The sequence below is a fragment of the Nocardia vulneris genome (genome assembly GCF_001613425.1).
Taxonomy (GTDB): Bacteria; Actinomycetota; Actinomycetes; order Mycobacteriales; family Mycobacteriaceae; genus Nocardia; species Nocardia vulneris.
The window spans coordinates 65,628-79,262 of sequence record NZ_BDCI01000036.1 but is presented as its reverse complement, the minus strand read 5'-3'; the positions used below and the strand labels follow the sequence as shown (position 1 = coordinate 79,262).

Sequence of the window (13,635 nt, the reverse complement as noted above, 5' to 3'; positions counted from 1 at the left end):
ACCACGACTCGTCCCTAGGCGACATCGTTTTACCCGAGGGCGACAGACGCCCCGGGCATCCGTCGAGTGCGCGGACATTTCCCCTGGTGGAGAGCGAGTCAGGCAACCCAGACAACGCGCGGGCGTCTTGTCGCCGGGCCGGGCCGCTCGCTACCCTGCGAACCGGCTGGACAGATTTGCGGCCGGACGGTGGAGGAAGCAGATGGCGATCATGGCGCGGGCGGCCGGGTTACGCGGCTATCGCCGGCTGGTCGACGAACTCGGCGGCGACGGCACCGCGCTGCTGCGTCGTTTAGGAATCGCGCCGGAGGCCCCTGATTCCGACGACGCGATCCTGACCGCCGAATCCATGGCCTGGGCCCTGGAGATCGCGGCCACCGAATTGGCTTGCCCAGACTTCGGTCTGCGCCTGGCCGCCGCTCAGGACCTCGATGTGCTCGGTCCCCTCGCGGTCGCGCTGCTCAACGCCGACACCGTGGGCGCAGCCCTGGCCTGCCTGCAGCGGTATCTGTTCATCCAGCACGCCGGGCTCTCGATCCAGCTGCGCCCGGACCCGGAACAGCAGCGCGGCATGCTGGCCCTGCACTACCGCGATCTGGCCGAGACGACCCCGCTCGGTCAAGGCATCGACCATGGGGCCGGACTGGTGCACCGGTATCTGCGGCACGGGGTCGGCGGCGAATACGGGCTGCGGGCTGTGCATCTGCCACACGCCCAGCGCGCACCGCTGCCGCGCTACCTCGAATTCTTCGGCGCCGAAGTGCGATTCGACATGCCGACGACCCTGTTCCGCTTCCCGGCGGAGTTGCTCGTGCGCCCCCTGGTCGGTCGCGATCCGATGCTGCACAAGCTCGCGATGGACTACCTCGCGCGCAACTACTCCGAACTCGACCAGACCATGACCGCCCGGGTCCGCTTGGCCGTCGACCGCGCCCTCGCCGCATCCACCGCCGATATCGCCACCGTCGCGGACATGCTGACCATCGGCGCACGCAGTCTGCAACGCGCATTGGCCGCGGAGGGAACGACATTCACCGCGATCCTCGACACCGCCCGCCGCGACGCGGCCTACCGCCTGCTCTGCGAGACCGACCTGTCCATGGGTCGCATCACCGCGCTGGTCGGGCTGCGCGAGCAATCCGCGCTGACCCGCGTCGTGCGCCGCTGGTACGGCACCACGCCCCAGCGCATCCGCACCGCGGCCCGCGAGCGCGTACGACCCGATCGGTGAAGTGCGCGGCCGGCGGCGCGGGCGAGGGGCGAGCGCCGCCGGCCGGCGGGCTGGTGTGCCAGGGCAGTAGGCCCACCAGAGTTGCCGGAAGGCTTGGGATTCCGGCCGACTCAGCTTGACCGACGCACCTCGAGGGTCGCCCCGGTGCAGCTGGGAATCGGCTGTGGAGCACGCGACCCGGGGCCAGGTCCGGCCCGGGTCAGTGCGCGCAGACGACGAAAGCCGCTGTGCGGCAGGGCAGCTCAGCGGTCGTCGACCGACGACGCGGAGCCGTCCTGCGGCCAGGCGTGCGCGGCCAGCCGCGTCTGCACCCGCGCGACGTCGGCCTCCGAGGGCATCTCGTTGGTGACCTTGGTGATCATCACCTGAATATCGGTCTTGTCCGCGGGCAGGTCCCCGGACCCGGCCAGTTCGGCGGCGATCTGGCGCACCTCGTCCTCGGAAAGGCGACGGCGCAGCAGGGCGAGCAGCGGGATGTAGTCGGATTCCGGGACACCGTCCGGATATCCGGCCCGCAGCCAGTCGATGATGGCGTTCAGGAAGGGTGGCATGAACGCTGCTCGCTCAGTCCGAGTCGGAGGGCGGGTCGGCGAGTGGCCAGCCACCGGCCGCGAGGTGCGAGGCGACGCGCGCCACGTCGCCGTCGGCCGGCTGCTCCTTGGCGACGCGCGCGATGGCGTCCTCGATCTCCGCGTGCGTGATCTCGCTGTCCGGGTTCGAGGCGGCCAGCTCCTCGGCGATCGCGACCACCTCGAAATCGGTGAGATGCCGGTGCAATACGGCGAACAGCGCGACGTAGTCGGAATGCGGAATCCCCTGCGGGTAGCCGGCACGCAGCCAGCCGATCACCCGGCCGAGCAGATTCGGCCGGAGTTCCGCGGGTTTGGCTTGATCGGTCACGTTCCGCCCTTCAGGACTGTCCGAACAGGTGAATACCGAACCTGGCGGCGATGAAAGCCTTTGCCGTATAGAGGATCCCGGTGACGATCGCCGCGATGATCAGCCCGAAACACACTAACGCAACCGCGAGCGCGGGGTAATTGCGTTGGGTCACACGACCATCGGCCGGCACGGTCTCGGCCGCCGACCAGAACCGTACCCCGATCGCGAACACCAGGGGCAGCCCCGCGCCGAGCACCAGCCCGGCCAGCATGACCTTCCACAGCGAGTTCAGATTCGTGATGAGCGTATGCACGTCGCGTCCTCCCTAGACCTGAGCCGACCGGTTCGGCGTACCGGGCTCGGCCGGCTGCCCGTCCCGGGCGGGCGGCTGCGGGGCGCTCGCCGCACGTTCCGCCTGCGGCACCTGCGAGGCTTGCGGCGTTTCGGATGCTTGTGGCGTTTCCGATGCTTGCGGCGCGACGGCGGCCGGTCCGTCCGGCTTCGCAACACCCCCGAGATCGCCTGCCCCACCCGGCGTGTCGCCCGGCCATTCGTTGACGTTGGTGGTGTCCACCGGATCCCGGCGCGAGCGCAGGTAGATCAACGTCGACAGCCCGAGCAGGATCGCGAACACCACCAGCACGCCCGGCAGCCCGCCGATGAAATGCGCGATGGCCCAGCACAGCGCGCCCGCGACCCCGGCGAGCGGCAGTGTGAGCAGCCAGGCGACCACCATCCGGCCCATCACGCCCCAGCGCACCTCGGCGCCCTTGCCGAGGCCGGTGCCCAGGATCGAGCCGGTCGCGGTCTGCGTGGTCGACAGCGGCAGCCCGAAGTGAGCCGAACTGAGAATGATGGCCGCCGACGCCGTTTCGGCCGCCAGCCCCTGCGGGGATTCGATCTCCACCAGGCCCTTGCCGAGCGTCCGGATGATCCGCCAGCCGCCGAGGTAGGTGCCCAGCGCGATGGCGACCGCACACGCGGCCATCACCCACAGCGGCATCTCGTCGTTCTTGGTGAGCGTGCCGTGCGCCACCAGCGCGAGGAAGATCACGCCCATCGTCTTCTGCGCGTCGTTGGTGCCGTGCGCCAGCGAGACCAGCGAGGCGGAGCCGATCTGGCCCCAGCGGAAGCCCGATTCCACCTTGCCGGGATCGGAACCCCTGGTGATCCGGTAGACCAGCCAGGTACCCAGGGCGGAGACCAGCGCCGCCACGATCGGGGCGAGCACGGCGGGCAGGATGATCTTGGTCAGCACGCCGTCCGAGCCGGCCGCCCAGATCACTCCGCTCCAGCCGAGCGCGGCCAGGGTGGCGCCGATCAGACCGCCGAACAAGGCGTGCGAGGAACTCGACGGCAGGCCGAACAGCCAGGTGATCAAGTTCCAGAGGATGCCGCCGACCAGACCGGCGAAGACGATGATGAGCAGGTCGTGGCCTTGCACCGCATCGAGCCGGACGATCCCCTTGGCCACGGTGGCGGCAACCGCCACGGACAGGAAGGCCCCGACCAGGTTGAGCACCGCCGACAGGGCGACCGCGACGCGTGGCCGCAATGCGCCGGTGGCGATCGAGGTCGCCATGGCATTCGCGGTGTCGTGGAACCCGTTGGTGAAATCGAATGCGAGTGCTGTGACGATGACGATCAGAAGAACCAGTAATTCGACGGTCACGCCTCTAGTGTGCGGTACGGGTCAATAGGATTGCCAGGTGGTTGCGGTTAACCGCGCGTCGGCCGTGCGTTAAGTTGGTTCCTGTCCTCTATCGGCCCGGATTCCCCCGTCCATCAGCCGAATCGGGTGCACCCCGGCGCCACCGGCCGGCCCGCGATGCGGTCCTCGATCCAGGCATATGCACCAGGAATGCCGCTGGTGCTGACGATGAAATGTTCACCGAGATATACCTGGAAATCCACCTGTGTGCCGCCGCGGCACCAGTCCCGATACAGGTTCTCGGCACCGGCCAGCGGCACCCACCATTCGTTCCCGCCGTGATACATGAACACCGGAATGGTCGGCGGCAGGGCGCCGAGCCGGTTCTGCGCCAGGATCTCGCGGACGAACGGGACCTCGGTCGGCGCGGGCACGTCGGTGAGCGCCTGCACCGGAATCGGCGCGACCAAGCCGACGAACTCCTCGGCGGCCATGCAGAAGTCCCGGCCGACCCGCGCCAGGCGCCAGCCGTTGTCGTTCATCAGGTCGAGCATCTCCGGATACTCGCGCGCCAGGCCCAGCGTCGCGGCGAGGAAGACCCCGGAGGCGGCGTCGCGTCCGTTCATGGTGTGGATCAGCATCTCGTAATCGGCGGGCACCCCGCCGAACGCGACGCCGACGAGATTCAGCTCCGGCGCGTAGCGCGGCGCCAGCTGCGCGGCCCAGGCGGAGGCGATGGCGCCGCCGGAGTAGCCGGTGATCGCGGTCGGCGCCGCGGGTTCCAGGCCGAGTTCGGGGGTGCGCACCGCGGCGCGGATCGCGTCGAGCACCGCGTGCCCGGCCATCAGACCCGCCGCGTACGCCTGCCGCGGCCCCTGATGATCGGGCACCAGCACCGCGAAACCTTTGGACAGCGGGATCTGCGCCATCCACAACTTGCTCGACACCATCCGCAGCTCGTACGACGGCGCGCACTGATGCCCGAGCGAATCGATCGCCGGGTTCAGCGTGACCAGTGGCCGCGGGCCCGGACCGGTCCACGGCGTGGTCGGCATCAGCAGGGTGGCGACCACGGGCACCGGCTGATCCTTCGCGTCGTTCGAGCGGATCAGCAGCTCGGTGGAGGTCAACGGGACACCCGTGACGCCGGTGCCGCCGGGACGGGACGCGAGAACCGTGCCCGGAGCGCGGGATTCGAAGCCGGCCGGCGGGACGTAGAACGGATCACCCAGCGGCGTCGGCATGACATCAGCGGTGTTCTTGGAGGGAAAGAGCAGATCATCGATCGGATTCGCGTGCGCGAGGGTGCCGAGCACCGCGCTCACCGCCACGACCGCGGCCAGCGCCAGCGCGCGCAGCCGCCACACCATCGAACCCAACCGTCATCCCCGATCCCGAAGCAGCATCCCGCCGAACCCACTGCATTCTGGCCCGCACCCCACGCCCCTGAGGAGCCCTTATTTGCAGTGGCAGCGCCATCTTCGCATCGCGTCGGCGCGGCTGTGCGCCGAATCGCCGAAGCCGCACCGCCGTTCAGGGCAGCAGCGCCCGCACGGTGTCGATGGTGTCGGCGTCGCGGGCCTCTTTGTCGGGCCGATAGCGAACGACCCGTGCGAAGCGCAGCGCCACGCCACCGGGGTAGCGCGGACTGACCTGGACTCCGTCCAGGGCGATCTCCACCACCAGTTCCGGATACAGGTAGACGGTGTGTTCGTCGCGGGTGCGTTCGTGCCGCGGGAATTCCGCTGTCTGCCACTGCAAGAGCGCGTCGGTGAGCCCCTTGAAGGTCTTGCCGACCATCACCGGTTCGCCGGTGTACGGATCGCGGGCGCCGAGGTGCAGGTTCGACAGATAACCGGTGCGGCGGCCGTAGCCCCATTCGGCGCCGAGCACGAGCAGGTCCAGGGTGTGCGTCGGCTTGATCTTCTGCCAGGCGCGGCCCCGCCGACCCGCCGCGTACGGCGCGGTCAGCGATTTGATCATCACGCCCTCATGGCCTGCGGCGAGCGCGCCGTCGAAGTACTCGGCGGCCGCCTCCGCGTCCGGCTCGAGCAGCGCGGGAATGCTGTGTTCGCCGGCCACTTTCGTGAGCGCGGCCCGCCGTTCGGACAGCGGCGCGTCGAGCAGGTCCTGACCGTCCAGGTGCAGGCAGTCGAAGAAATACGGATGCAGCAGCAACTCCCGGGTCGAACTCACCTCGGCGAAGCGGCTCATCGTCTCCTGGAACGGGCGGGGCCGGCCGGAGTCGTCGAGCGCCAGCGTCTCGCCGTCCAGCACGACGCTGTCGCAGTCCAGCCCGCGCACCAGGTCCACCAATTCCGGCACCCCGGCCGTGATGTCGCGCAGCGTCCTGGTGAACACCCACACCCGCGAACCGGTGCGATGCACCTGGATCCGCGCGCCGTCCATCTTGATCTCGGCGCTCACCTTGCCGTCGAATTCGGCCAGGGCCTCGTCGAGCGAGGCCCCCGGCGCGGCCAGCATCGGCTGGATCGGGCGGCCCACCTCCAGGCGGAATTCGCTGAGCGCCGCCACCCCGCCGGTCAATGCGGCGAGTGCGGTGACCGGCAACCGGCCCGACAGCATGTAGGCCCGCCGCACCAGCTCCACCGGCACGGCCGCGGCCACCGCGACGGCCTCGCTGACGATCGCGGTGAGCGCACCCTGGCGGAGTTCACCGGTCAGCAGCCGCAGCAGAAAGGCCTGTTCTTCCGACGTCGCCGCGGTCCACAGCGCCACCAGCAGCGCCTTGCGGCGCGCCGTGGAACCGGTGCCCGAGGTCGCGGCCACCTCGCTCAGCGCCGCGTCGACGGCCGAAACCGTCAGCGTCGCAACGGGAGCCGGGGGCGTGTCCAGCCCGGCCAGGGTGCGCCAGCCGGTGCCGATGCGTCCTTGACGTAGCTCGCCGGAGACCCACGCGACGACGGGCGCGAGTTCGTCCGGTCCGGCGGTGGTCAGCAATTCGGCGAAGGCGGCGATCTTCGTTTTCCGTGACCTGGTTGCGCGAACCGTCTCCGAAGTCTGGACGACATGCGAGAACAACACCCGACGACGGTAGCGCCTCGCTGTGACAAATCGCTCAGCTCTGCTGTTAATTCCCCATTGGCAGGGTTGCGAAATCGACCATAAACTGGACGAATGGCCAAGACTTACGTCGGGGCGCGGCTACGCCAGCTGCGCACCGAACGGGGACTGAGCCAGGTCTCGCTTGCCCAGAAGCTGGAGATCTCGGCCAGCTACCTGAACCAGATCGAACACGACGTGCGTCCGCTCACCGTGCCGGTGCTGCTGCGGATCAGCGAGGTGTTCGGCGTCGACGCGACCTTCTTCTCCTCCCAGGACGACACCCGGCTCATCGCCGAACTCCAGGAGGTCGTGATGGACCAGGAGCTGGGCATCGAGGCCGACACCCAGGAGATCGCCGACATGGTGTCCGCCCATCCCAGCATGGCGCGTGCCCTGGTCAACATGCACAACCGCTACCGCAACACCTCCGCCCAGTTGGCCGCCGCGACCGAGGACCGGTTCGCCGACGGCTCGGGCAGCGCGACGATCAGCAAGCCGCACGAGGAGGTGCGCGACTACTTCTATCAGCGGCAGAACTACATCCACGAATTGGATACCGCCGCAGAGGAACTCACCGCGCGCATCCGCTTCCACGGCGGCGACGTGCACAGCGAGGTGGCCCGGATCCTGCGCGCGCACGACGTACGGATCGTCGAGCGGATCGACCTCGGCGAGGGCGTGCTGCACCGCTACGACGAGCAGACACAGCGGCTCGAGATCGCCCCGCACCTGTCCGGCGGACAGCGCACCTTCAAACTGGCCGCCGAGCTGGCCTATTTCGAATGCGGCGAGCTGCTCGAAAAGCTGGTCGAGGAAGGCAATTTCGCCTCCGAGGACACCAAGAAGCTGGCGATGCTCGGGCTGGCGAACTATTTCGCCGCGGCAACCGTATTGCCGTACACGCATTTTCACGAGGTCGCGGAGGATTTCCGATACGACATCGAGCGGCTGTCGGCGTTCTTCACCCAGAGCTACGAAACCATCTGCCACCGGCTCTCGACGCTGCAGCGACCGAAACTGCGCGGGGTGCCGTTCTCCTTCGTCCGGGTCGATCGGGCGGGCAATATGTCGAAACGCCAGTCCGCCACCGGTTTCCACTTCTCCGCCAGCGGTGGCACCTGTCCGCTCTGGAACGTCTACGAGACCTTCGCCTATCCCGGCAAGATCATGACTCAGATCGCGCAGATGCCCGACGGCCGCAAGTACCTGTGGGTGGCCCGCACGGTGGAGCGCCGCGCCACCCGCTACGGCCAGCCGAGCAAGACCTTCGCCATCGGTCTCGGCTGCGAACTGCGTCACGCGGGCCGGGTGATCTACGCCGACGGCATCGATCTCGACGAGGTCCAGCCCACCCCCATCGGCGCGGGCTGTCGCGTCTGCGACCGCACCAACTGCCCGCAGCGCGCGTTCCCGCCGCTGGGCAAGGTCCTCGACATCAGCGAGCACCGCAGCTCGGTCTCGCCCTACGTGCTCAAGTAGCCGCACGACAGGGCCGGCACCGCTGGATTGCGATGCCGGCCTTGCGTTTTCGATGATCAGGCGAGCGCCGCAGCCTTCGCCTGCACGCGGCGCTGCAGGACCAGACCGATCACCGTCATGCCCAGCGCCGCGACCAGCAGGGCGGCCAGCGTCCAGGCCAGGGCAGCGAACCCGTGCGGCGCGGCGGCCGCGGCCACCAGCGGACCCACGGTGGCGCCGACATAAAAGCTGAACATGGCGACCGACATTGCGGCGGCACGGGATTCACCGCCGAGTTCGCCCGCGCTCTGCAGCACGGCCGGCGCGATCACGCCGAGACCGCCGACCATCACGGCGAGCAGCACGGTCAACACGGCGAGGTGGCTGCCCTCGAAGGTGGCCGCGACCATCGCGGCGGCGGCGACCAGCACACCGAGCACGATCTGGCTGTGCTTGGACAGGCGTGCCAGCGGCACCGCGAGCAACGGCAGCAACAGCATCACCGGCAGTGCGCCCGCCCGCAGCGTGAGCAGTTCACCGGAGCTCTCGACCACGCCGGTGAGTTCGAGACCGGTGTAGATGCCGACCATCACCGCCATGCTCATCGCACCCGCGACCAGCATCGGGACCAGGGGCAGCAGCCGGAACACCGCGGGAATCGCGGCGTAGCTGTGCCGCAGCGGCAGCTCGCGCCCCGTGGGGGCGTCCTCGAGCATCACCTTGCGCAGCGCGACCGCGAGCACCGCGAAAACGATTGCGGAGGCGATGAATACCGAGCGCCACGGGAAGGAGGCGACCACCGCCTGCGAGACGATCTGCGCGATCACGGTCGCCGCCAGGAACGAGGTGGCGATGGACATGGTCACCACCGCGCGGTGCGCGGGCGTGATGCGGGTGGCGACATAGGCCATGATCGCGGGCGGTATCGAGCCGACGACCAGGCCCTGGACGACGCGCAGCGCGACCGCCACCGGCGCACTGAACGCCAAACCGGTCAATAGCGTGACCACCGCGGCGACGAGCATGCCGGTCATCAGCACCCTGCGGTGGCCGTAGCGATCCGAGAGCGGGCCGAACAGCACGAACCCGCCCGCGTAGCCGAAGGCGAACGCGCTGATGATCCAGGTCATCACGCCCGAGCCGACGTCCCAGTCCGCTTTCATGGCGGTGAACAGGGGAATCGGGACATACATCTGTCCGGTCGCGAGCAAGGCGGACAGCACGAAAACAGGCAGGGTGCGCGCCGTGTGAGCGCGCGGGGTGGCGCTACGGGTGGGCGCGGTGGCCGGGGCGCCGGCCGCGAGAAGTGTCTGCGTTGCCATGCGGACGACATTAGGACCGCGGCCGCCACGATGTCAACCAAATAGTTGGTTTAATCGGCTGGTAAAGTCGGACCCATGACGGCAACGATGAAGCGCAGCGACGCCACAAAGCAGGCGCTGCTGCGCGCCGCCCGCGACGAATTCGCCGAATACGGCCTGGCCGGAGCGCGGGTCGACCGCATCGCCGAGGCGGCCGGGGTGAACAAGGAACGCATCTACGGCCTGTTCGGCAGCAAGGACAAGCTGTTCGACGTCATCTTGATCGACACCATGCGGGAATTCATGGACGTGGTCCAGCCGTTGACCGAGACCGATCCCGGCCGCTACGTCGCGAAGCTGTTCGACTACCACAACAACAACCCGCAATTGCTGCGACTGCTGCTCTGGGAGGGACTGCACCGCGGGGTGGACGCGCACGACATCGACGGGTGGCGGGCCCAGCACTACGAGCAGAAATTCGACAGGGCCATCGACCAATTCGGCGTCGACGCCCGCTTCGCCGGACACCTGCTGCTCGCGCTCTGCGGCATGTCCAACTGGAGTCTCGCGGTGCCGCAGACCACCCGGCTGCTGCTGGGCGACGCGGCCGAGGACAGGGACGCGACCCGCGAGTTCATGCAGGAGTTCGCCCGCGCGGCGATGCAGAACTTCCCGCGCGCCTATCAGCGGCGCGAGCCCGCCGTCCAGCCGGAAGCCGAGCCGGTCAACGAGTTGACCATTGGAGCGCGGGGCGACACCACCGACCTCGATCCCGACGCCGGCCTCGACCCCGAGACCACCCTCGATCCCGACGCCGCGGTCGACCGCGCCGCGCAACGCCTGCGCGCCGCACAAGCCGCCGCGGCGGCCGCGCGCGACGAGCTTGCCGCCGCACTCCGCGACGCACACGCGACGGGTGCGAGCGCCAACCAGCTCGCCCGCCGGGTATCGGGCACGCTGTCGCGACCCGTCGTGCTGAAGTTGCTCGCCGACTGAACGCGATCGCCGGCGAAAGCGAACGGCCGCATCCCCATTCGGGCATGCGGCCGATCCGGTGGATGACGGCCTAGAAGGCCGCTTCGTCCAGCTTCATGATGTCGTCGTCGATCGCGGCGATGATCGCCTTGTTCGCCGTGAGCTGCGGGAGCACGTTCTTGGCGAAGAAGCTTGCCGCACCGACCTTTCCGGTATAGAACGGCCGATCCTTCGCCGATGCCTCGGCGGCCAGCGCGACCGCCGCGATCTCGGCCTGCACCAGCAGCCGCCAGCCGATGAGCAGGTCGCCGACCGAGAGCAGGAAGCGCACCGAGCCGAGACCGACCTTGTACAGCTCGGCCGGATCCTGCTGTCCCGCCATCAGATAGCCGGTGAGCGAGGCCGCCATCGCCTGCACGTCCGCCAAAGCCGTACGCAGCAGCTCACGTTCGGTGTCGAAGCGCCCGCTCTTGGTGTCGAGGAAGGCCGCGATCTGACCGGTGACGTGACCGATCGCCACACCCTTGTCCCGAATGATCTTGCGGAAGAAGAAGTCCTGCGCCTGGATGGCGGTGGTGCCCTCGTACAGCGAGTCGATCTTCGCGTCCCGGATGTACTGCTCGATCGGGTAGTCCTGCAGATAACCCGAACCGCCGAAGGTCTGCAGCGATTCGGTCAGGTACTGGTAGGCCCGCTCGGAACCGACCCCCTTGACGATCGGCAGCAGCAGATCGTCGACCCGATGCGCCAATTCCGCGTCCGCGCCCGAAACCAGCTGGGCCACATCGGCATTCTGATGCGCGGCCGTGTACAGGTACACCGCGCGCAAGCCCTCGGCGTAGGCCTTCTGCAGGGCCAGCGAGCGCCGCACGTCCGGGTGGTGGGTGATGGTCACGCGGGGCGCGGCCTTGTCGGTCATCTGAGTGAGATCCGCACCCTGGACGCGCTGCTTGGCGTAGTCGAGCGCGTTCAGGTAACCGGTGGACAGCGTGCCGGAGGACTTGATGCCGACCATCATGCGCGCGTTCTCGATCACCTGGAACATCTGCGCGATGCCGTTGTGCACGTCACCGACCAGCCAGCCGACCGCGGGCACGTCGCCGCCGAAGGTGAGCTCGCAGGTGGGCGAGGACTTCAGGCCCATCTTGTGCTCGACATTGGTCGCGTACACGCCGTTGCGCGCGCCGAGCTCGAGCGTTTCGGGATCGAACAGGAACTTGGGCACGTAGAACAGCGACAGGCCCTTGGTTCCCGGGCCCGCCCCTTCCGGACGGGCGAGGACCAGGTGGAAGACATTCTCGGCGGTGTCGCCGACATCGCCGCCGGAGATGAACCGTTTGACGCCCTCGATGTGCCAGGTGCCATCGGGCTGCTCGATCGCCTTGGTGCGGCCCGCGCCGACATCGGAGCCGGCGTCCGGCTCGGTGAGCACCATGGTGCCCTGCCACCCGCGCTCGTATCCGGTGGTGGCCCAGTGCTGCTGCTGTTCGGTGCCGACGTTGTAGAGCACCGAGGCCATCACCGGGCCCATGTTGAAGAAGCTCGCCGACGGGTTGGCGCAGTTGATCATCTCCTGCACCGCCCAGACCACCGCGGCGGGCGCGGGCGTGCCGCCCATGCCCTCGGGCAGCCCGAGCCTGCTCCAGTCGGCCTCGTGCACGGCCGTGATGGTCTTGCGCAGCGCGTCCGGCACCGAGATGGAGTGGGTGGCCGGATCGAAGACCACCGGATCGCGATCGGCGGCCGCGAAGGATTCCGCGATCGGCCCCTCGGCCAGCCGCTTCACCTCGGCCAGGATCTCGCGCACGGTCTCGGAGTCCAGATCACCGTAAGCACCGGTGTCGAGGAGTTTGTCCAGCCCGAGCACCTCGAACAGGTTGAACTCGATGTCTCGCACGTTCGCCTTGTAGTGACCCACGACGGTCCTCCCACGGTTCGGCCGTTCTGACGTTGTACAAACGCAGCGTGCCGTACCGCGGCGACGCTACGCAACCGTAAGCACGGTGCCGCCGCCCAAGGGTTCACCAGACGGTAACCACCACCGCGGTCACCAGCCGCTTCCGATGCGATCGCGCAAAGCTGTCCGAGTCAGCAGTCCGTCTGGAACGGGTAGCACGACGTCGGGTGATACGGCGGGGGCGAGGGCGTCGGGCTCGTGGTGCTGGTCTCGGTCTGCGGGTGCGACGAGTCGTGCACCAGCGAGTTCGCGATCACCCCGAGCACGACGACCATCCCGGCGAGCGCCAGCGCGACGACGCCCCACCCCGCATAGGACTGCCGCTTGGTCGCGACGCCCGGGGTCGGCTCGACCCGCGGCTTGGGCGGGCGCGGAATGACGCTCGGCGATTCCTGGGCCACCTGTTCGAAGCCCGCGTCGACCAGTTCCGCGCGCGACGGGGTGAGCTCGCCGAGGCCGAGCGCGGTGCAGTCGCCGATCACCCGGTCGGCGGTCCAGCGCCGCGGCCCGGCGGAGAAACCTTCGAGATAGATGCGCAGTTCGGTGGCATCGGAGACATTGCCGACCACCACGTCGAGGCCGGGGCGCAGATTGGTGCGCGACGGCCGGACCACCGCCCCGCGGAACGGCACCAGAACCACGGCGCCGCAGACGTGTCCCGCGTCGAGCAGCGCCCGCTCCAGCGTGTGCTTCACCGCGACCATGCCGTTCTCCAGCCGGTCGGACGGGCGGCCGGGCTGTTCGTCCAGGTCGGCGTCGGCGTCGCTGATCTTCCACGGCCCGTCGGCGGAGATGTTGAGAATGCCGCTCTGCCTGCGCTGGAAGCCTCTGACCTCGAGCACGGTGAGCCCGCGGGGCGTCCAGACCACCGCGTCGATCTGCCGCTCGGCGACCTGTAGATCGACCATCGCGAGGGCGGGCGACGGATAGGACCGCAGGCATTCGACGAACTCTTGTTCGGCACCGGAGAGCTGCGCCCCGGGCCTGACCCTCACCAGCATGTCGAGCTCGTCCGCCTCTCCACGTCTTCCGGGCTACCGCCGCGCGCCACCGCATACGCTGCGCCGACGGCCCGCGGTCGAAGGCACGGCGCGCTGCGGCTGTCCCCCACACG

The 13,635-nt window shown here is 68.8% G+C and carries 12 protein-coding genes; 3 read left to right on the top strand and 9 right to left on the bottom strand.

Annotation, left to right across the window (positions count from 1 at the left end):
- The first annotated feature begins 202 nt into the window (after window positions 1-202).
- Window positions 203-1,231 (top strand): AraC family transcriptional regulator, encoded by a 1,029-nt coding sequence (locus tag NVU01S_RS32245; protein ID WP_043668349.1) that lies wholly within the window; start codon window positions 203-205, stop codon window positions 1,229-1,231.
- A 242-nt stretch (window positions 1,232-1,473) separates the two neighbouring features.
- Here NVU01S_RS32245 and NVU01S_RS32240 read toward each other — a convergent pair whose 3' ends face one another.
- The 6 genes from NVU01S_RS32240 to NVU01S_RS32215 all read right to left on the bottom strand — a co-directional run bounded on the left by NVU01S_RS32240 (window position 1,474) and on the right by NVU01S_RS32215 (window position 6,809).
- Window positions 1,474-1,782: a DUF3349 domain-containing protein gene (locus tag NVU01S_RS32240; protein WP_043668346.1), complete on the bottom strand. Its 309-nt coding sequence runs from the start codon at window positions 1,780-1,782 to the stop codon at window positions 1,474-1,476.
- Window positions 1,783-1,795: 13 nt separating this feature from the next.
- Window positions 1,796-2,131, bottom strand: coding sequence for a DUF3349 domain-containing protein (locus NVU01S_RS32235; protein WP_052280447.1), 336 nt, complete (start codon window positions 2,129-2,131; stop codon window positions 1,796-1,798).
- Window positions 2,132-2,141: 10 nt separating this feature from the next.
- Complete coding sequence (locus tag NVU01S_RS32230) at window positions 2,142-2,426, bottom strand: hypothetical protein (protein WP_043668343.1); 285 nt, start codon at window positions 2,424-2,426, stop codon at window positions 2,142-2,144.
- A 12-nt stretch (window positions 2,427-2,438) separates the two neighbouring features.
- The gene (locus NVU01S_RS32225) at window positions 2,439-3,785 is read right to left on the bottom strand and encodes an inorganic phosphate transporter (protein WP_043668340.1); all 1,347 of its coding nucleotides are present in this window, start codon (window positions 3,783-3,785) and stop codon (window positions 2,439-2,441) included.
- A 113-nt stretch (window positions 3,786-3,898) separates the two neighbouring features.
- Window positions 3,899-5,134: a lipase family protein gene (locus tag NVU01S_RS32220; protein WP_043668337.1), complete on the bottom strand. Its 1,236-nt coding sequence runs from the start codon at window positions 5,132-5,134 to the stop codon at window positions 3,899-3,901.
- A gap of 163 nt (window positions 5,135-5,297) precedes the next feature.
- Window positions 5,298-6,809, bottom strand: coding sequence for an ATP-dependent DNA ligase (locus NVU01S_RS32215; protein WP_043668334.1), 1,512 nt, complete (start codon window positions 6,807-6,809; stop codon window positions 5,298-5,300).
- Between the two features lie 93 nt (window positions 6,810-6,902).
- On the opposite strand from NVU01S_RS32215, the gene ramB reads away from it, so the two are divergent.
- Window positions 6,903-8,309 (top strand): acetate metabolism transcriptional regulator RamB, encoded by a 1,407-nt coding sequence (gene ramB / locus NVU01S_RS32210; RefSeq protein ID WP_029895362.1) that lies wholly within the window; start codon window positions 6,903-6,905, stop codon window positions 8,307-8,309.
- Window positions 8,310-8,365: 56 nt separating this feature from the next.
- On the opposite strand, the gene NVU01S_RS32205 is transcribed toward ramB, so the two are convergent.
- On the bottom strand, window positions 8,366-9,610 hold the full coding sequence (locus tag NVU01S_RS32205; protein ID WP_043668328.1) for an MFS transporter: 1,245 nt from the start codon (window positions 9,608-9,610) through the stop codon (window positions 8,366-8,368).
- A gap of 75 nt (window positions 9,611-9,685) precedes the next feature.
- Between NVU01S_RS32205 and NVU01S_RS32200 the strand changes: the two genes are divergently transcribed.
- Complete coding sequence (locus tag NVU01S_RS32200; RefSeq protein ID WP_244467201.1) at window positions 9,686-10,585, top strand: TetR/AcrR family transcriptional regulator; 900 nt, start codon at window positions 9,686-9,688, stop codon at window positions 10,583-10,585.
- A gap of 70 nt (window positions 10,586-10,655) precedes the next feature.
- On the opposite strand, the gene NVU01S_RS32195 is transcribed toward NVU01S_RS32200, so the two are convergent.
- On the bottom strand, window positions 10,656-12,482 hold the full coding sequence (locus NVU01S_RS32195; protein WP_043668322.1) for an acyl-CoA dehydrogenase: 1,827 nt from the start codon (window positions 12,480-12,482) through the stop codon (window positions 10,656-10,658).
- A gap of 170 nt (window positions 12,483-12,652) precedes the next feature.
- A complete protein-coding gene (locus tag NVU01S_RS32190; protein WP_043668319.1) occupies window positions 12,653-13,522 on the bottom strand; it encodes an NERD domain-containing protein in 870 nt (289 codons plus the stop codon).
- Window positions 13,523-13,635 lie beyond the last annotated feature (113 nt).

Bases quoted from the DNA above. Each gene is read 5' to 3' on its own strand.
- NVU01S_RS32245 (WP_043668349.1), top strand. From the start codon at position 203: ATGGCGATCATGGCGCGGGCGGCCGGGTTACGCGGCTATCGCCGGCTG.
- NVU01S_RS32240 (WP_043668346.1), bottom strand. From the start codon at position 1,782: ATGCCACCCTTCCTGAACGCCATCATCGACTGGCTGCGGGCCGGATAT.
- NVU01S_RS32220 (WP_043668337.1), bottom strand. From the start codon at position 5,134: ATGGTGTGGCGGCTGCGCGCGCTGGCGCTGGCCGCGGTCGTGGCGGTG.
- ramB (WP_029895362.1), top strand. From the start codon at position 6,903: ATGGCCAAGACTTACGTCGGGGCGCGGCTACGCCAGCTGCGCACCGAA.
- NVU01S_RS32205 (WP_043668328.1), bottom strand. From the start codon at position 9,610: ATGGCAACGCAGACACTTCTCGCGGCCGGCGCCCCGGCCACCGCGCCC.
- NVU01S_RS32200 (WP_244467201.1), top strand. From the start codon at position 9,686: ATGACGGCAACGATGAAGCGCAGCGACGCCACAAAGCAGGCGCTGCTG.
- NVU01S_RS32190 (WP_043668319.1), bottom strand. From the start codon at position 13,522: ATGCTGGTGAGGGTCAGGCCCGGGGCGCAGCTCTCCGGTGCCGAACAA.